Origin of the sequence: Saliphagus sp. GCM10025317 (genome assembly GCF_042663665.1) — an archaeon.
Taxonomy (GTDB): domain Archaea; phylum Halobacteriota; class Halobacteria; order Halobacteriales; family Natrialbaceae; genus Natronosalvus.
The window spans coordinates 645,043-662,632 of the sequence record NZ_JBHTAQ010000007.1 but is presented as its reverse complement, the minus strand read 5'-3'; the positions used below and the strand labels follow the sequence as shown (position 1 = coordinate 662,632).

General features: G+C 64.4%; 14 protein-coding genes, 1 tRNA gene and 1 pseudogene. 7 read left to right on the top strand and 9 right to left on the bottom strand.

Annotated features, from left to right (window positions below):
• Nucleotides 1-158: 158 nt before the first annotated feature.
• Nucleotides 159-231 (bottom strand) — tRNA-Arg (locus ACFQS4_RS17840).
• Nucleotides 232-242: 11 nt separating this feature from the next.
• The gene (tatA, locus tag ACFQS4_RS17835) at nucleotides 243-545 is read right to left on the bottom strand and encodes a twin-arginine translocase TatA/TatE family subunit (RefSeq protein ID WP_254158287.1); all 303 of its coding nucleotides are present in this window, start codon (nucleotides 543-545) and stop codon (nucleotides 243-245) included.
• Between the two features lie 348 nt (nucleotides 546-893).
• Here tatA and ACFQS4_RS17830 point away from each other — a divergent pair, with 348 nt between their 5' ends.
• The gene (locus tag ACFQS4_RS17830) at nucleotides 894-1,715 is read left to right on the top strand and encodes an HD domain-containing protein (RefSeq protein WP_500195002.1); all 822 of its coding nucleotides are present in this window, start codon (nucleotides 894-896) and stop codon (nucleotides 1,713-1,715) included.
• A 256-nt stretch (nucleotides 1,716-1,971) separates the two neighbouring features.
• Here the strand turns inward: ACFQS4_RS17830 and ACFQS4_RS17825 are convergent, their stop codons facing one another.
• Nucleotides 1,972-2,196 carry a MarR family transcriptional regulator gene (locus tag ACFQS4_RS17825; protein WP_312909723.1) on the bottom strand — a complete coding sequence of 75 codons (225 nt, stop codon included), beginning with the start codon at nucleotides 2,194-2,196 and terminating at the stop codon, nucleotides 1,972-1,974.
• A 108-nt stretch (nucleotides 2,197-2,304) separates the two neighbouring features.
• Here ACFQS4_RS17825 and ACFQS4_RS17820 point away from each other — a divergent pair, with 108 nt between their 5' ends.
• Nucleotides 2,305-2,499 (top strand): XapX domain-containing protein, encoded by a 195-nt coding sequence (locus ACFQS4_RS17820; RefSeq protein WP_253430207.1) that lies wholly within the window; start codon nucleotides 2,305-2,307, stop codon nucleotides 2,497-2,499.
• Between the two features lie 127 nt (nucleotides 2,500-2,626).
• Here ACFQS4_RS17820 and ACFQS4_RS17815 read toward each other — a convergent pair whose 3' ends face one another.
• A complete protein-coding gene (locus tag ACFQS4_RS17815; protein ID WP_500194999.1) occupies nucleotides 2,627-3,931 on the bottom strand; it encodes a 5'-deoxyadenosine deaminase in 1,305 nt (434 codons plus the stop codon).
• Between the two features lie 436 nt (nucleotides 3,932-4,367).
• Here ACFQS4_RS17815 and ACFQS4_RS17810 point away from each other — a divergent pair, with 436 nt between their 5' ends.
• On the top strand, nucleotides 4,368-4,703 hold the full coding sequence (locus ACFQS4_RS17810) for a DUF7344 domain-containing protein (RefSeq protein ID WP_500194997.1): 336 nt from the start codon (nucleotides 4,368-4,370) through the stop codon (nucleotides 4,701-4,703).
• Between the two features lie 1,275 nt (nucleotides 4,704-5,978).
• A pseudogene (locus ACFQS4_RS17805) lies at nucleotides 5,979-6,062 on the top strand (ribonuclease H); the annotation flags it as partial.
• Between the two features lie 262 nt (nucleotides 6,063-6,324).
• Here the strand turns inward: ACFQS4_RS17805 and katG are convergent.
• Complete coding sequence (gene katG, locus ACFQS4_RS17800; protein ID WP_500194994.1) at nucleotides 6,325-8,508, bottom strand: catalase/peroxidase HPI; 2,184 nt, start codon at nucleotides 8,506-8,508, stop codon at nucleotides 6,325-6,327.
• Nucleotides 8,509-8,941: 433 nt separating this feature from the next.
• Between katG and ACFQS4_RS17795 the strand changes: the two genes are divergently transcribed.
• Both ACFQS4_RS17795 and ACFQS4_RS17790 read left to right on the top strand, forming a co-directional pair.
• Nucleotides 8,942-10,399, top strand: a complete 1,458-nt coding sequence (locus ACFQS4_RS17795) for an MATE family efflux transporter (RefSeq protein ID WP_500196662.1) — start codon at nucleotides 8,942-8,944, stop codon at nucleotides 10,397-10,399.
• A 117-nt stretch (nucleotides 10,400-10,516) separates the two neighbouring features.
• Nucleotides 10,517-11,635, top strand: coding sequence for a YhjD/YihY/BrkB family envelope integrity protein (locus ACFQS4_RS17790; RefSeq protein WP_500194992.1), 1,119 nt, complete (start codon nucleotides 10,517-10,519; stop codon nucleotides 11,633-11,635).
• Between the two features lie 503 nt (nucleotides 11,636-12,138).
• On the opposite strand, the gene ACFQS4_RS17785 is transcribed toward ACFQS4_RS17790, so the two are convergent.
• Nucleotides 12,139-13,296 (bottom strand): CapA family protein, encoded by a 1,158-nt coding sequence (locus ACFQS4_RS17785; RefSeq protein ID WP_500194990.1) that lies wholly within the window; start codon nucleotides 13,294-13,296, stop codon nucleotides 12,139-12,141.
• 113 nt (nucleotides 13,297-13,409) lie between these two features.
• On the opposite strand from ACFQS4_RS17785, the gene ACFQS4_RS17780 reads away from it, so the two are divergent.
• Entirely contained in the window at nucleotides 13,410-14,720 is a 1,311-nt protein-coding gene (locus tag ACFQS4_RS17780) for a glycosyltransferase family 2 protein (RefSeq protein WP_500194987.1), read from the top strand.
• A 33-nt stretch (nucleotides 14,721-14,753) separates the two neighbouring features.
• Here the strand turns inward: ACFQS4_RS17780 and ACFQS4_RS17775 are convergent, their stop codons facing one another.
• From ACFQS4_RS17775 to hemC, 3 genes are read right to left on the bottom strand one after another with little or no spacing between them, the layout of a single operon-like run.
• Complete coding sequence (locus tag ACFQS4_RS17775) at nucleotides 14,754-15,548, bottom strand: uroporphyrinogen-III synthase (RefSeq protein ID WP_500194984.1); 795 nt, start codon at nucleotides 15,546-15,548, stop codon at nucleotides 14,754-14,756.
• Between the two features lie 3 nt (nucleotides 15,549-15,551).
• Nucleotides 15,552-16,355 carry a uroporphyrinogen-III C-methyltransferase gene (gene cobA / locus ACFQS4_RS17770; RefSeq protein ID WP_500194982.1) on the bottom strand — a complete coding sequence of 268 codons (804 nt, stop codon included), beginning with the start codon at nucleotides 16,353-16,355 and terminating at the stop codon, nucleotides 15,552-15,554.
• A complete protein-coding gene (hemC, locus tag ACFQS4_RS17765) occupies nucleotides 16,348-17,547 on the bottom strand; it encodes a hydroxymethylbilane synthase (protein ID WP_500196661.1) in 1,200 nt (399 codons plus the stop codon). Before hemC ends, cobA begins: the two co-directional genes overlap by 8 nt.
• Nucleotides 17,548-17,590: the final 43 nt, after the last annotated feature.

Here is a 17,590-nt window from a genome sequence, read left to right as displayed (position 1 = left end):
AGAGGTGACGGCTCGAGCTCAGTCAACGGCCTTGTATCGCTCGAGGCGACGGCGAGCGAGACGGGGATTCGAACCACGCGAACGGCTCGCGTTGCTCGCCGTTCTCTACTTTGAATCCGCTGTGCCGTTTTCACTGCTCGCTGACGCTCGCAGGAAAACGGGCGAGACGGGATTCGAACCCGCGATCAGAAGGTTAGGAACCTCCTGCCCTCTCCGCTAGGCCACTCGCCCCGAGAAAAATGTTAGTTGGCTTCCGTTTCCGTTTGCGTTTCGGTTTCCGTCTCCTCGTCTTCAGCCGTGACGGGCTCCGTGTCGACGAACTCCTCTTCCTCGTCGTCGTAGTTCCCCGTTTCGCGCATCTCCTCGAGTTCTTTCTCGACCTTTTCCTGACCCTTCTTGAACTCCCCCATGGCCTCTCCGGTCGACCGTGCCAGTTTGGGGATCTTGTTCGCCCCAAAGAGCAAAATGGCGATGAAGAGGATGATCAGGAGTTCCGGACCCCCGGGGACGCCGGGGATGACAAGCGGTGCGATTTCGGCTACCATCTCTGTCCGCAGATTACCCGCTGGCAATTATAACCTTTTTGGACCGGCAAGTGAAGCCACAGGAAGCCACAGAAGGGGTCGAGAAGCGCTGTACGCCCAGTTCAGCGGGCACAGATGAGACATCTCCACCATTGACTCGCCCGTAGTTGGTATGACCGGTTAATTCCGTCACCTCGGCTCCAGCGACGACCGTCGGTCAGGCCGAACGATTCTCACCATCGAGACCACCCCTGTGGGAGCGACGTGATGCAGCGCCGCCGGGACGTCCGTGAGTCAGCGACGACCACGAGTCGACCCGTACACGCCGCTGGCGGAGGGCTTTTTTGCTTGCCCGACGACGGCTAGGCTATGAGCGACAGCGAACGCGTCGAGAGCCCCTCCGCCGGCCGCGTCTACGAGCCCGACGCAGACCACCACTTTCCCGACGAGAAACTGAACGCGGTACTCGAGTTCGTCGAGTCCGACGAGGAGATCCAGACCTATCTCGAGGCTCAGAACGTCAACGCGGTCGATCGAAAACGGTACAACGACCACGGGACGAAACACATCGAGATCGTTCGCCACCGGGCGCTCTGTCTCTACGACCTGCTGAAAGCGGGCGATGTCGACTTCAACGGGGCCAGACAGCAGGGCCTCGAGGAGGCCGACGAATCCGTGATCATCGCGCTGGCCGCCACGCTCCACGACGTCGGCCACATCGTCCACCGTGACCAGCACGCCTACTACTCGATCCCGCTGGCCGCCGACATTCTCGATCGGATCTTGCCGGAGTTCTACGACATCGCCGACCGCGTCCGCGTGAAGGGCGAGGTCCTGCACGCGATTCTCTGTCACCACACGGCCGAAAAGCCCCTGACGACCGAGGCTGGCGTCATCCGGGTTTCGGACGCCCTCGACATGGAACGTGGCCGCTCGCGGATCCCGTACGAACAGGGTGGCCGCGGGATCAACACGCTCTCGAGCCAGGCGATCAGCCGCGTCTCGCTTCACGAGGGCGAATCCAGCCCCGTGATGGTCGAGATTGCGATGACCAACGCCGCCGGCGTCTACCAGGTCGACAACCTGCTGAAGGCCAAGCTCAAGGGATCGGGGCTCGAGGACGATATTCGAATCGTCGCCGTGAACACGAACGAGAACCGCGAACAGCTCGTCGAACGTATCGAACTGTGAGACAACCCGCTGCGAAGCGGGGATAGACTGGCGACGTACTGATCGTCCAGGGTGCCGTTTCGAAGGAGATTGCTCGAGGCCTCGAACTACCGTCTTCGCCGACGAGCCAGCTCGGTCAGTCCTCGAGGCTCGTTGTCCTGTGCGTGGCCGGCCTCAGTCTCATTTCTGCCAGGCGATGGGTGGTGGCCTCCCCGTCCAGTATCGACGGTCGTCGAGGTGGCACGACGGCGTGTACTTACTCCGAAACCGGGAGCCTTCAGCAGACGCGATACCGACCGTCGAGGCGTTCGACGTGGCCGCGCTCCCTGAGTGTTCCGAGGATCGAGAGCGCGGCGCCTTTCTCGACGTCGAGTTCCGTACAGAGGTCGTCGACGGACGTTCCCTCCCAGACGGCGAGCGAGAGGTAGATGAGTTTCGCCTGCGCCGATTCGATATCCGGTGGCACCGCCACCGGGGACTGCTGTCGAACGTCGGTTTGCATACTACAGGCTCGAGTGTTCGACGATATTAAAACCTTGTATCGGCAATTGACGTAACTTATCGGGGCGGACTCAGAGCCCTTTTTGGTACCGCCGACCCGGTGTCCGGTATGACAGTGAAGCTCATCGCGCTGGGACTGCTGACAGGATTCCTGACCGGAGCGTTCTTCGCGCTGGTCGACGTGCCGATCCCGGCCCCGCCCGAACTCCCCGGGCTACTGGGCATCGTGGGAATCTACCTCGGCTACAAGTTCGTGGAGACGGCCGGACTCGGCACGACCGTGCTCGAAACGCTCGGATTGTAAGCGCGACAGAGTTCGAGTCCGTACTCGCACCGACGTGTGAGCGGTGGGTCCGGATGCTTTCGGACGCCTCGTCACCGACCGCGAGCGGAGCGGACGCAGTTCTAGGGAGTGATCGACGCCCGGCCCGCTACGGCGCCGCCTCAAGTCCCGACGCGATTTCGGCCGCGCGGGCACGAAGCCGTTCGGCGTCGATACCGACCGCTTCCCCGTCTCGCAACCGGACCTCCCCGTCGACCATCGTGAACGTCACGTCGTCGCCGTGGGCGGCGAACACGAGGTGCGAGAGCACGTCGTGAATCGGCGTGGCCCGCGTGCGGTCCGTCCGCAGGCCGATTACGTCCGCTTTCCACCCCTCGCGGAGTTTGCCGACGCGGTCGAATCCCGCGGCCGTCGCGCCGTTCACCGTCGCCATTTCGAAGACCGTCTCGGCGGGGAGCGCTCGTGGCTCGAGGGCCTCGACCTTCTGGAGCAGGGACGCCTGTCGCATCTCGGTGAACGGATCGAGCGTGTTGTTACATGGCGGCCCGTCGTTGCCCAGCGCGACGTTGATCCCGCGCTCGAGGTAGTCGACGATGGGCGCGATGCCGCTCGCTAGCTTCATGTTCGACGACGGGCAGTAGGTGACGTTGGTTCCCGTCTCGGCCAGCACCTCGCGTTCGGATTCGTCCGTCCAGACGCAGTGAGCCAGGACGACGTCCTCGCCGGTGAGGCCGACCTCGTCCAGCCAGTGGACGTTTCGCAAGCCGGTCCGCTCCTCGACCGCGGCGATTTCGCCCCGGTTCTCGCTCGCGTGGGTGTGGATGCGAACGCCGTCGTAACTGTCGGCCAGCCGCCTCGCCCCCCGCAGACACTCCTCGGTGCAGCTCACGGCGAATCGGGGGGTGACCGCGTACTGAATTCGGCCGTCGTCGACCCCATGGTAGCGCCTGATGAGGCGTTCGCTCTCGGCCAGCGCCTCGTCAGTGTCCTCGAGTAGACCGGACGGGGACTCGGTGTCCATCATGACCTTGCCGAGGCGCGCTCGGATGCCCATGTCGCGTGCGGCCTCGAAGGCCTCCTCGGCGTGACGGACCGAGAGGTGGTCGATGCAGGTCGTCGTCCCGCTCTCGAGTAGCTCGAGGTAGCCGAGTTCGGCGGCGACGCGCATCGCCTCCGGGTCCAGTTCGGCCTCCATGGGGAGCACGTACTCGAAGAGCCACTCCAGCAGTTCCGTGTCGTCCGCGATGCCGCGGCCGAGGCTCTGGACGGAGTGGACGTGCGCACCGACGGTCCCCGGAGCCACGACGTCACAGGTGTGACGCTCGTGGTCGGGGTACAGTTCGAGACACTCGGTTCGAGGGCCGACGGCGACGATTCGGTCGCCCTCGACGACGACGGCTCCGTCCTGGATGACCGTCTCGGCGTCGACGACGACCGTTCCCGCGATCAACATACCGACACCGGGTAGCGTCGCCGGCGCCTTAGCTATGGCGTTCTCTCTCGAGGAGCGGCGATAGCGCCTGGGGTGGGCAAAGGTCACGTCGGCGAGGAGTACGCGAATTGCGACGAAAGGTGACTCGTCTCGAGGGACTCTCGAATCATTCGACCCGAAACATTGGTACAGTCGGAAAAGCCCGACTGCTCGAAGAATTTCTGTGCCCCAAGTATCGTTGAATTTCTCGAATGGTGATAGGATTTAGCGACTGTGCTGAATACAGAGCGCGATTGGGACACAGACTGCAGATTTCTATTTAGAGGTGCTGGTCATTCAGTCCAGACAAAGTACTGTGACAGGTAACTAACATTCACCCATATTGGTGACTTTTGTAACGATTCCTAATAGAGTAGGGTCTCGACTTTTAGATACAGAGCACCATCAACGAATCAACATGAATACGCAGGATGTCCACGAGATCCTGGCTAATGTTGATCGGCGGCACATCCTCAACGAACTTTTCAAAAACGACGGAATTACCACAATTTCTGATCTCGCTAGACGACTAGCCGACCACTCGGAGACTCGCGTAGAAACCAACAAGGCGCTCGAAAACGCAAAGATCAGGTTAGTACATAACCACCTACCACGGCTGGAAGATTACGGAATAATCGAGTACGATAGTAGAAATGGAGATGTAGTACTTACCGCCTCTGAGGCGAGAAAGTCTCTACTTGAAAGTGCTGAGGAGATAGAAGCCATGGCTCCTGAAACAGCGGAACCTTTCTGACCGATATTTCAGTGGCGGATAATCCCTTCCTGAGGGAGGGAAATAAACACAGTCGCCATGTTCTGTCCACCCTCTATATTACACAGCGCGAACCTTGTAATCCATATCGTGCTGAAACCGTCAGTAATGACACCAGTTTCGTTTTCAGTCCCCTGTCAGTTCATCCATACACTTGGTGCAAACTTTCAGATCACCCTCCCCGGCAAAATCTTCTTCGCCGTGATCGATTGAGTCGATTAGTTCTTTCGTGATAACATCTGGCGAGATGTTTTGAAGATCATGCACATTACGGCCGCATCGAGCACATTTGGCCATGGGATAAATTAACAAGGTCACAGCCTATTATTGTTGGCCACGAATCCTACCGTTAACGCTGTACCCTATCGTTACCGGTCTGCTGAACTCATTCTCTGTATGCAGCAGACAACTCTTGTTATCTACTGAGGATTACAACAAAACGTACTAATCGCGTTTCAGATACCTCATAATCGGGTTCTCTGTCCGGAAGAGTGGGTATGGTCTCTGTTTCGAGGGCCGATTATGAAGATAGTCTAGGAACGGTTGCACGATGAGGATCTTCCTCGAGAGCATGAGTTGTGTCCCAATCGTCGAGTAGGAGGCTTCTCGAGGGGATTAGGATACTTTCGTGTGTGTCTCGATGATTTCCGAGACTGATGGGCGAGCGAGGTCCGTTTCGTAATCGGTACTCGCTGCGTAGATGCAAGTCTCGAGGCGTCAAACGTGCATAACCGGTTCGGGACACACTCTATGGTGCGTTTCCCTTCTCGAAAAGTGTCTCAACCTGTTCGGAATTTCGAGCGTCGTCTAGTACCCCAAAACCGATAGCAGGAAACCGATTATGAACTTTCGAGTCGTGTACTGGTCGGCCACACGTTCGACTCGAGTGGGTGAGTGAGATCCCTGTAGAGAAGGCTCTAAACCAGCGAATCCAATTTCGTGAGATTGGGGTGAGGCTCTCTTCGTAGCATTTCTCTTCCTGGTTACCGCCAACCCGGAAAACGCAAGACGGAAACCGATTATGAACTTTTGAGAGCGTAATTTCCCCCTCTTTTCGGGCTATTCTCTATGTCCTGCTCACGCCTGGGTCCATCCTAGACGCCATCTCGAGCGATAATCGCCCTACTACATGATCACTTCCTAGATTCGTCTATAGACCACCTCTACACACATCTTCCGGACAGCTGTCGTGGTTATGACCATCGCGTGTTCTGGCCCATGCGATCATAGAAGCGCTCATGCCTCTGTGAATTCCTCCATTCGCACCTGGCCGACAGCGACCCGAATCCCGCCGACGCACTGGCGACGGTGGGAGCCGATATCGCGGCCCTCGGACCGTGATAGAAGTGCTACGTCATCTACCAGTCGAATCTCCGGCTTCGGTCAACAACCCCGACCTCAAGGGTCGGGGTATCTGCCTCAACCGCTGATGAACTCCGCAGAAGTTCGTACAAACCACGCGCTGCTTACCGCTATTCGACGGACAGATCTTCTCAAATACTGAGGAGTTCAGCAAGGTCGTCCCGCACTGTTCACGCCGGCAAGGGCGCCGTGTGTCGTCGAGACGGCCTATACGACTACCGACCCGAACCCGCAGCCGTGATTACTCGAGGTCGAAGCGATCGAGATGCATCACTTTGCCCCAGGTATCGACGAAGTCGTGCACGAACTTCTCCTCGGCGTCGTCGGACCCGTAGACGTCCGCGATGGCTCGAAGCCGGGAGTTCGAGCCGAAGACCAGGTCCACGCGGGTCCCCGCCCACTCGACGTCGCCCGTCTCGCGGTCGCGCAACTCGTAGATGTCGTGGCCCTCCGAGGGTGCTTCCCACTCCAGGACGTCCTGGGAGTCCGCGTCCGAGACGGCTTCCCACTCGTAGTCCATGGAGAGGACGGTGTCGAAGAAGTCGTTGGTCAACGTCTCCGGCCGGTCGGTAAAGACGCCGAGGTCGGAGTCCCGGTAGTTCGCGCCCAGCGCGCGCATGCCGCCGACCAGCACCGTCATCTCGGGCGGCGTCAGGTCCAGGAGGTCGGCCTTGTCGACCAGCAACTCCTCCGCCGAACGGTCGTGACCGTCGCCGAGGTAGTTGCGGAACCCGTCGGCTTCCGGCTCGAGCGCCTCGAAAGACTCGACGTCGGTCTGTTCCTGCGTGGCGTCGGTACGGCCCGGTTCGAACGGCACGTCCACGTCGTAGCCGGCCTTGGCCGCGGCCTGCTCGACGGCCGCGTTGCCGCCCAGCACGATCAGGTCGGCCAGCGAGACGCGCACGTCGTCGGATCGCGAGCCGTTGAACTCCTCGCGAATTTCCTCGAGGGTCGAGAGCACCGTCTCCAGCTCCTCGGGCTCGTTGACCTCCCAGCTCCGCTGGGGCTCGAGACGGATGCGAGCGCCGTTGACGCCACCGCGCTTGTCGCTGTCGCGGTACGTCGACGCCGCTGCCCAGGCGGTCTTGGCAAGCTGGGAAACCGAGAGGTCCGATGCGAGGATCGTCTCCTTGAGATCGTCGACCGCTGCCTCGCCGATCAGGTCGTGGTCCACGTCAGGGACGGGGTCCTGCCACAGCATCTCCTCGTCGGGAACCTCCGGGCCGAGGAACCGCACCGGCGGTCCCATGTCGCGGTGGATCAGCTTGTACCACGCCTTCGCGAAGGCGTCCTGGAACTCGTCGGGGTTCTCCCGGAAGCGCTCGAGGATCTCCCGGTAGTCGGGGTCGCGCTTCAGGGCGACGTCCGTCGTCAGCATCATCACGTCCTCCCTCTCGGAGGGCTCCTCGGCACCGGGTGCGGCGCCGTCGAGTTCGCCGTTCTGCGTGGTCCACTGCCAGGCGCCGCCGGGGCCCTTCTGGGGCCACCACGTGTACTCGAGCAGGTTGTCGATGTAGCCCATGTCCCACTGGGTCGGCGTGGCGTTCCACGGTCCCTCGATGCCGCTGGTGATCGTGTCGGCGCCTTTGCCGGAGCCGTGGCTGCTCTCCCAGCCCAGCCCCTGCTGGTCGATGGGAGCCGCCTCGGGCTCGGGGCCGACGTGTTCGTTGGGGTCGTCGGCGCCGTGGACCTTCCCGAAGGTGTGCCCGCCGGCGATGAGCGCGGCCGTCTCCTCGTCGTTCATCGCCATTCGGCCGAACGACTCTCGAATCCGTTCCGCCGACCGCTCCGGATCCGGTTCGCCGTCCGGACCCTCCGGGTTCACGTAGATGAGCCCCATCACGGTGGCGGCGAGAGGCTCTGCGAGTTCGTCGTCGCCGCTGAAGCGCTCGGAGGCTTCCCACTCGGTCTCGGGGCCCCAGTCGACGGCCTCGTCGGGTTCGTAGGCGTCCTCGCGCCCGCCGGCGAAGCCGAACGTCTCGAAGCCCATCGACTCGAGGGCGACGTTCCCGGCCAGGACGATCAGGTCGGCCCACGAGAGCTTCTCGCCGTACTTCTGCTTGACCGGCCAGAGTAGTCGGCGGGCCTTGTCGAGGTTCGCGTTGTCGGGCCAGCTGTTGAGGGGTGCAAAGCGCTGGGTGCCGCCCGAGGCGCCGCCGCGACCGTCGCTGGTGCGGTACGTGCCGGCGCTGTGCCAGGCCATCCGGATGAAGAGCGGACCGTAGTGGCCGTAGTCGGCCGGCCACCAGTCCTCCGACGTCGTCATCACGTCCTCGAGGTCCGCCTTCACGGCCTCGAGGTCGAGTTCCTGGAACGCCTCGGCGTAGTCGAACTCCTCGCCCATCGGACCGACGTCGCGGGCGTTCTGGTCGAGAATCTTCAGGTTCAACTGGTTCGGCCACCAGTCTTGGTTGGACCTCGTCATCACCCGGTAATTGCTACTTTCGCCTAATAAGATTGTCTAAACCGATAAGGAACTCTTGGCTGCAGCCAAAGCAATATTCCGAATTTGCAAATCCGCCCGTCGGCGATGGATCCGCGCTGTGCGTCCACTACGGCCATCGAGACACGTTAGTAATCTCGGTTTACCAGGCCCGGTCGCGTCCTGGCTGACCCCGTAAGGAAGAATTGTGTCCAACCCGCGCCAAGAAGCCGGCAACGTCGAACGAGACGGGAGCCCTTTTGATAGTTCCCCGAGGAGAATCACCGACGTGGTGTCTCCGGGAGCCGACGATAACGACGACGTGCTCGAGCCCGACTCGTTGACGAGCGGCGGCGAAGCGGACTCGCTCGAGGCTGGGCCCGGTTCCCGTTCCGGCGACGCCGAGGTGGAGGTCGAGGCACGAAAAGGAATCGACATGACGACCGGGTCGATTCCGCCGAAACTCGCGCAACTGGCCTGGCCGCTGGTCCTCGGCAACCTCCTGCAAACCGTCTACAATCTCGCGGACATGTTCTGGGTCGGGCGCGTCAGTTCGGAAGCGGTCGCGGCCGTCTCGCTGATGTTTCCGCTGTCGTGGATGTTCGTCTCGACGGCGATGGGGTTGACGGCGGCGACCATCGCCCTCGTCTCCCAGCACGTCGGCGCCGGCGACCAGCGCGCGGCCGACCGGGTCGTCGGCCAGACCATCCTCCTCGCCGTGGTCGTCTCTGGTGCCCTGGCGACGCTTGGCCTGACGTTCCGGCGACCGTTGCTCCAGCTCATCGGCGCGCGCGACCAGGTGTTCGTCGAGGCGCTGGCGTACATCGAGGTGATCTTCCTCGCCCTGCCGCTGACGTTCCTATTCTTTGCGTTCCGGTCGTCCCTGCAGGGCGCCGGCGACACGAAGACGGCGATGTGGCTGGTCCTGACATCGGCCGGGCTGAACGTCGTCCTGGACCCGTTTCTCATCCTGGGTTGGGGGCCGTTCCCTGAATGGGGGACGCGGGGGGCGGCCATCGCGACCTTCCTCTCGCGTGCCGTCGCCGGGATCGCCGGAATCGTCATCCTCCTCGACGGTCGCTACGGAGTTCGACTCCGGCTTCGAGACCTCACCCCGAACCTGACGATCCAGTACCGATTGATCGACGTCGGCTACCCGGCCACGTTCGACGGCTGGGCGCGAAGCTTCGCGTCGGTCGCGATGGCCGCGTTCGTCGCCCGCTTCGGCGCGACGCCGACCGCCGCCTACGGAATCGTCGTCCGGCTCATGTCCGTGACGTGGTCCGTCGCGGGCGCCGTCGGCGACGCGACCGCGACCGGCGTCGGCCAGAACCTCGGCGCGCGAACGCCCGACCGGGCGGCGACAGTGGCGAAGACGGCGACGGCGGGGACGATCGGATTCATCTTCGCGATCGCTGCCGTCGTCTTCGCGTTCCCCGCCCAGGCGATGGCCATCTTCGTCGACGATCCCGACGTGATCGCCGAGGGGATCGTCTTCATCCGTATCAACGCCCCCTTCTGGGCGATCTTCGCCGGCGTGATGGTCATCCAGGGTGCGTTCCGCGGCGCAGGGAACACCCGCGAGGCGATGGCGCTCTCGATGCTCTCGCGCTGGATCTTTCGCGTTCCCGTCGCGCTCGTGCTCGCGTTCGCCTGGACGGTGACGGTCCCCGGCCTCGGCATCACAATCTCGGGACTCGAGTGGGGCGTCGACGGCATTTGGTGGGCGTTCTCCGTCGGCATGGCCGCCACGTTCGTCGTCGCCGTGGTCTGGTTCCGACTCGGCACGTGGCGCGAGGCGGTCATCGAGGACGACGCAGGCGGGCCTCGAGCGTCGGCGAGCGGAGCGGACGCGACGGACGTGGACCGGGAGTCCGACGCGCCGACCGAGTAGGGTTTCGACAGTCGTCCTCCGTCTGGAATCGCGTTCGCCGCGCCGGCGACGCTCGAGCGCAGAACGCGTGCAAGCAAACCCGTTATCGACGGTGCCGTGGTGCGTCCGCCTATAGATATGGCTCTCGACGTTCGCCGAAGGATATCGACGGGAAAGGACGTCGTCGCGGGCATCCAGCAGAAGAACGTGACGTTCATGGCGGCGAGCATCGCCTACCAGGCGTTCATTTCGCTGATCCCGCTGCTGGTCCTCGTGTTCTTCCTCGTCTCGATCGCCGGTGACGAACAGCTCGCCGAACAGGTCGCCGCGACGACCGAAGGCGTCCTCCCGGAGAGTGGCCAGATGCTGCTCGAAGAGGCGATCGCCGGCTCCGTAGAGAGTGCAGGCGCGTCGATCATCGGCCTCGTGACGCTGGTGTGGGGGTCGCTGAAGATCTTCCGCGGCCTCGACACCGCGTTCTCGGAGATCTACGAGTCGGCCGCGGAGAACAGTTTTTTCGAGCAACTTCGCGACGCGTTCGTCGTCTTCGCCGCGATCGGGCTCGCGCTGCTCGCCGCCGCGGTCGCTACGGCGGTCTTCGCGTACCTCCCCGACAGTCCGCTGCTCGGGATCGCAAACCCGCTCATGCTCGTCGTCGGGTTCACGCTCGCCTTCCTTCCGATGTACTACTTCTTCCCCGACGTCGACGTCGGCGTCCGCGAGATTCTCCCGGGGGTCGTCGTCGCCGCCGTCGGCTGGGCGGCGCTCCAGGCGCTGTTCCAGGTGTACGTCGCTCTCTCGGGTAGCACCGACTCCGCTGGGGCGATCGGTGCCATCCTCCTGCTGTTGACCTGGCTGTACTTCGGTGGCCTGGTGTTGCTCGTCGGTGCGGTCGTCAATGCTACGACGGCGGGGCGGCTCACCCTCGAGGACGAAGACGACCTCGATCGGGCACCCTCCAGGCAGGTCACCCGCGAGCGGGAACTCGAGCAACTCGAACGGCAGCGAAACCGACTCGCGCGTGAGCGCGATCAGCTTCGATCGACCCTGCGCGCCCAGCGGTCACGCCGGAGTGACCTCGAGACCCGCGTCGATCGGCTCGCGTCGGACGTCGACCGACTCGAGCGCGAGAACGAAGAACTTCGGCGTGAACTCGAGCGCCGGGAGGAGCCGCCCTGGCGACAGGTGCTGGGGGCGGCGCTGAGACGGGTCAAGACGTTGAAGGTAGGTACCGTCCGTCGATCACGCGACTCCTGAGTCCCCCCTGGGGACGCTGCCGTTGGGATCGGTCTGATCGTGGAAACGGTGGTCGTGGACGAGGTGGTCGCGGCAGAGATGATGCAGTAGCGATGATCGTGGGCGGGGGACCGCGATCGGACGACCTCGGACGGAAGGTCACAGTCGGATGGTGATCGAACTCCGCATCGGCGACCGCGACCTCGGTACGCTCGAGGCGGAACTGGGTCCTCGAGGTCGGGAAGGCCGCCCCAGGTCGGGCTGCTGTCGCCAACTGGTCCTCGAACCGCACCGAGACGGCCGCCTGCCCTTCCCCGGGTCGCACGCGCTCGCAATGGCGAGCGCGTGCTTCCGGCCACTGTGCGCTTCCGGACAGCGCGCGTTTTCGGCCACTGTGTGCTTCCGGCCAGCACGCGTTTCTGACCGTCGTGACCTGTCGAAGATCTCTCGAGCAAGATCTATACTATAGAAAATGTAGTGTTACTCGTTACAAGCGATTTCGAGAGCAACACCGCTCGAGGCTGTCACTCCCGCTCGAGCGTGACTACCAGCGCGTCGTCGTCGCGTTCGAAGTCGGTGTCGAACGGGTCGGAGCGCTCGCGCATGGTGTCTCGCGTCCAGTCGGCCGCGTCGTCGTTTGCGTGGTGGACCCGGCAGTCGTCGATCTCGATGGGGACCAGTCGGACCGCCTCGAGCGTGCCCGCCTCGAGGACGAGTTCGAAGCAGTAGCTGCGGTCGTTTCGCAGTTCCTCCTTGATCACGTAGTCGTCGACGAAATCGCCCGTGTCGTGAAGGATGACGCCGCCGTTGTAGGTCTCGACGCCCTGGAAGACGTGGGCGCTGTGGCCGTGGACGACGTCGGCGCCCGAATCGATCAGGTAGCGAGCGAACTTTCGATACCTCGTTTCGGGGTACTCGACCCAGTTCGGCCCCCAGTGAACCGAGACGACGACGAGATCGGGGCCGGGGTCGAACGTCCTCACCTGCGAGAGCGCCTCCCGCAGCCGAACCCGGGTCCGGGCTTCCGTCGGATCGCACTCGAGGTAGGCCGTTCCGGGTCGGTCGTCGGTGACGCCGTAGGACTGGAAGTGGTCGGCGATCGAAACGATTGCAAGGTCGGCCCCGTCGACCGAAACGTGCGTCGGCGCGTAGGCATCGTCAGGCGCCTCGCCCGCGCCGGCGTGGGCGATTCCCTCCTCGTCCAGCGCCTCGAGCGTGTCGAGCAGCGCCGTCGGGCCGTAATCCAGCAGGTGGTTGTTCGCGAGCGAGAGCGCGTCGAATCCGGCCCGCGAGAGCGCCGGCGCCGCCCACGACGGGTCTGCCCGGAAGTAGAACGCTCGGTCGGGGAACCGCTCGCCGCGAGTCGAGAGACAGCACTCGAGGTTCCCGACCAGGCCGTCGAGCGACTCGAGGTACGGGAGGACGGCTTCCCAGGGGTCGGACGGATCACCGTCGACGTGCTCGGCCTCGACGCTTCGTGCCAGCATGACGTCGCCGACGAAGCCAATGCGGGTTCGCTCCTGGTCCGCCTTCTCCTCGCGACGCGACCCATTCTCGTTCGCACCCCGTGCCTCATTCTGATCCGAACGGTCGCGGTCGAGAACCGACGCACATCCCGAGAGCACGACTGCGCCGCCGGTCGCGAGAACTGACCGTCGGCGCGTCACCCGTCGCTCAGTCATTGCTCGACCTACCGAGCAAACTGACAAAAACCTTCAGCCTCGAGCAGGGGTTGCGTGCAGTGTGAACGCTCGTTCATAATATTGAAGGCGGGTCGGTTGGAACGTTGCCCTGTATGGGTTCCCCGATTTCTCGAGTGATCGAACGGTTCGGGACGGGAGTCGGGACCGGATCGCTGGTCCTCGCCGGCCTCTACCAGGGGGCGGACATCCAGACGGTCACCGTCGAGTTACTGTTAGTGACCGTTCAGGTCGTCTACCTCGAAGCCCTGCCTGCCGTCGCCCTCTTCACGGCGTTTCTCGTCGCGACGGGCACGCTGCTAGTTCGTGAAGTGTGGGCCTCACGCGACGACGACCCGCGAATCACCGACGGGCCGCCACTCGAGGCCATCGTGCCCGTCTACGGCGACGCGGAGACGCTCTCGATCAGCGTCGAGAGCCTGGTCGAGAGCGAGTACGAGGACCTGACCGTGACGGTCGTCGTCGAGCCGAACGACGAGCCCACCGGGTCAGTGGCCCGCCGACTGGCCACCCGCCACGACCGCGTTCGGTGTCGCGTCAACGGCCGTCCAGGCTCGAAGGCAGGCGCGATCAACTGGGCGGTCGCCGAGAGCGACGCCGACCACTTCGCCGTATTCGACGCCGACGAGTGGGTCGACCCGGCGTTTCTATCACGGGCAATGGCCGAACTGGCCGGCGACGGTGACGGCGACAGCGACGCAGACGTCTTCCAGGGCCGTCGCGTCCCGCGAGCGACCGGCCCTGTCGAGACGCTGGCCTACTGCGAGCGCGTCCTCTTTCACTCGAGCTACAAGCTCGTCGAACTGTTCGGCTTCGCGAACTGCCGAAGTTCTTCGACCGTCTTCACCCGCGAGGCGTTTGACCGGGTCGACGGCTTCGACGACGTGCTCACCGAGGACCTGGCATTCGCCCACGATTGCTACTGTGCGGGTTGTTCGGTCACCCAGGCACGCCAATGGACGAACACGATGGAGGCGCCCCACACCCTCCGGGACCTGTGGGGCCAGCGCAAGCGCTGGCGCGTCGGCCAGGTCGAGGTGCTCCACCGAACGCTCCGCGAGGCCTTCGAGGAAGGGATCGATCGGCGCGGCCTGGTCTCGGTCGGCCGCCTGTCGTCCGCCCTGTTGGGCACCCTCGCCGTCCTCTTGCTGGCCGGCAAAATCGCCCTCTTACTCATGCTCGACACCGAATCGGCCCTGCTCGTGCCTGTGGCTTGCCTCCTGACGCTGATCGGCGGGGTCGCGCTCAGGGACGTCCGGGACGGGCGCATCGACGGACTCCACTGGAGTGCCTGTTTCGTCATCTTCGTCGTGCCCGCCTTCGGTGTCCTGACGCTCAAGGCCGCTCTCGAGTACACGATCAGCTGGAACGGCGAGTGGTACCGGGTGACGAAAACGGGAGCGTAGGCGGCTGCGGTCGGCCAGGGTGGTGACGACCAATCACTCGTAGTACGTCGGCGCAGCCAGCTCGACCGTCTCGGTCGCCAGCGTCTCGAACGTCGCCTCGCTCGCGACCAGGTCGACGTCGATTCCTGCCGCGGCTGCGGTCTCGCGCGTCGGCTCGCCGATGACGCCGACCGTGGCATTCGAGAGTCCTTCGAGCGCCGCGTCCCGAATACCCCGCTCGTCAGCGGCCTCAAGCCAGTTGGTGACCGTCAGCGAGGAGGTGAAACAGGCCACGTCGAGGTCCCCCGCGGCGGCGAGTTCCGTGGAGTCGCCGCTCCCTTCGGGCCGGACGAGTCGGTAGAGGACGGTCTCGTGGACGTAAGCTCCGGCGGCCTCGAGCCCCTCGAGCAGGACCGGACTCCCGTGATCGCTCCTGGCAACCTCGACGCGAGCGCCGTCAACGCGGTCCTCGAGGGCCGCCACGAGGCCGCTCGAGGTGTACTTCGCGGGGACGATTTCGGGGTCGTAGCCCTGTTCGCGGAGGGCGTCGGCGGTCTTCGGACCGACCGCGCAGAGGGTAGCCTCGCCGGGGTTCCAGCGGTCCGTTCGCGCGCCACCGTCGTCGACACCGTCCGAGTCGGTAGCCGGGTAGGAGCCAGCGACGAGTTCGGCCCCCGTCTTGCTCGTCAGAATCGCGTAGTCAGCGTCGTCGCGCGGGCTCGTGCCGGTCGGTTCGACGGCCAGCATCGGGTCGGGAACGGGCGTCGTGCCGAGGGACTCGAGCAACTCGACGGCGTCTTCGAGGCGGTCGTCGTCGGGACGGAAGACGGCGACGGTGAGGTCGCGCACGGTTCAGTTCCCCCCGTCCTCGATCCGGTCGCCACCCTGCTCGTTCGCCAGGAACTCGAGCACCCGCTCGCGCGTACCTGCCACGTCGCCAATGACTGTCACCGCCGGCGGTTCGATTTCGGCGTCGTCGCGAACGTCGATGATGGTCTCGAGGGTTCCCGTCGCGACCTGCTGACCGGGCCAGGTGCCGCGCTCGACGAGGGCGACGGGCGTCTCGGGCGCCATACCGGCCTCGAGCAGGGCCGCGGTGTAGTCGGGGAGCCGGCCGACGCCCATCAGGACGACGATGGTCCCGCCCGTGGCGGCCAGTGCCTCCCAGTCGACGGCCGACTCGGGCTTCGTAGGGTCCTCGTGGCCCGTGACGAACGACACCGAAGAGGCGTGGTCGCGGTGGGTGACCGGGATGCCGGCCACAGCGGGCGCGGCGACCGCCGAGGTGACCGCGGGGACGACCTCGAACGGAATTCCGTGCTCGGCGAGGTACTCGGCTTCCTCGCCGCCTCGTCCAAAGACGAACGGGTCGCCACCCTTGAGGCGGGCGACGTCCGTACCCTCCCGGGCCAGCGCGACCAGCCGTTCGTTGATCTCCGTCTGGGACGTGCGTTCGCCGCCAGCGCGCTTGCCGACGTCCTCGGCGTCGTCGGGAAGCGACTCGAGGATCTCGGGGCCCGGCAACTTGTCGTGGAGGACGACGTCGCAGGTCTCGAGCAGCCGTTTCGCTTTCACGGTGAGCAGGTCGGGGTCGCCCGGTCCGCTGCCGATGAGGTAGACGGTGCCGACGTCGGCTTCGGCCTCGACCTCAGTCATCGCGGCCCTCTTCGGCCTGGACGTCCGCTGCGCCCGCTTCGTTTGCTCCGTCTTCTGTGTCTCGAGCGGCCTCGATCAACTCGGCGGCGCCCCGTTCGGCCAGGTCACGGGCGAACTGTCGGGCGGCCTCGGCGTGGCGTTCGACCGGTAGGTCACGACTGCCGACTACCGACTCCTGGCCGTCCTCGTCGAACACCTGCACGTTCGCGTGGACGTACTCCCCCTGGAGGACGGCGTAGATGCCCACCGGGGCGATACACCCGCCGCCGAGTTCCGCGAGGATCGATCGCTCGACGGTCGTCTCGACGCGAGTCCGGGGATGGTCGAGAACCTCGTTGAGTTCGCGGGCGGTCTCGCCGTCGACGGCCGTCACCGCGAGCGCCCCCTGGCCGGGTGCGGGGACGAACGTCTGGGGGGAGAGTCGCTGGTACTCGACGTACTCGTTCAGTCCGCTGCGCTCGAGGCCGGCCTCGGCGAGGACGAGCGCGTCGTACGCGACGTCGACCTCGCGCTCGAGGGCGCGTTGCTCGAGGTCGCTCAGGGTCGCGTGCCAGTCGTCGACGGTGACGATCTCGTCGTCCTCGTCTCCGTTCTCGGCGTCGTCGTCAGAGTCGTCGTACGACGGCTTGTACCCCCCGCCGTCGCTACCCGCGTTCCCCTTCCGTTCGCTGTCCGCCTCGCGTCGCTCCTCGCGCTCGGCCTGGAGCGCGGGCGCCAGCACTTTCTCGAGACGGGTGTCGACGTTGCCGCGGATCGGTTCGACCTCGAGATCCGGGCGCTCCGAGAGGAGCTGGGCCCGTCGGCGCAAGCTCGACGTTCCCACAACAGCACCATGGGGGAGGTCCTCGAGGCTCGTTCCGTCGGGAGTCACTAGCACGTCGCCAGGGCGGGCGCGTTCCGGCACCGCCGCGGTGACGAGGTCGCTGGGCTGTTCGGTCGGCATGTCCTTCATCGAGTGGACCGCGCCGTCGGCGCTCCCCTCCAGGACGCGCTCGTCGAGTTCGCGGACGAACGCGCCGGTTTTCCCTAGCCGGTGGATCAACTCGTCTCGTAGCTGGTCGCCCGTGGTTTCGACGGTCTCGAACGCGACGTCGTAGCGGCGGTTCTCGAGGGCCTCGCCCACGAGGTCCGCCTGACGCCGGGCGAGGGTGGACCCTCGCGTCGCCAGTGTGACCGTCCCCTTGGTTCGCATATCCATGAGTCCGAGCCTCGAGTATGAAAAGCGCACGCTCTCG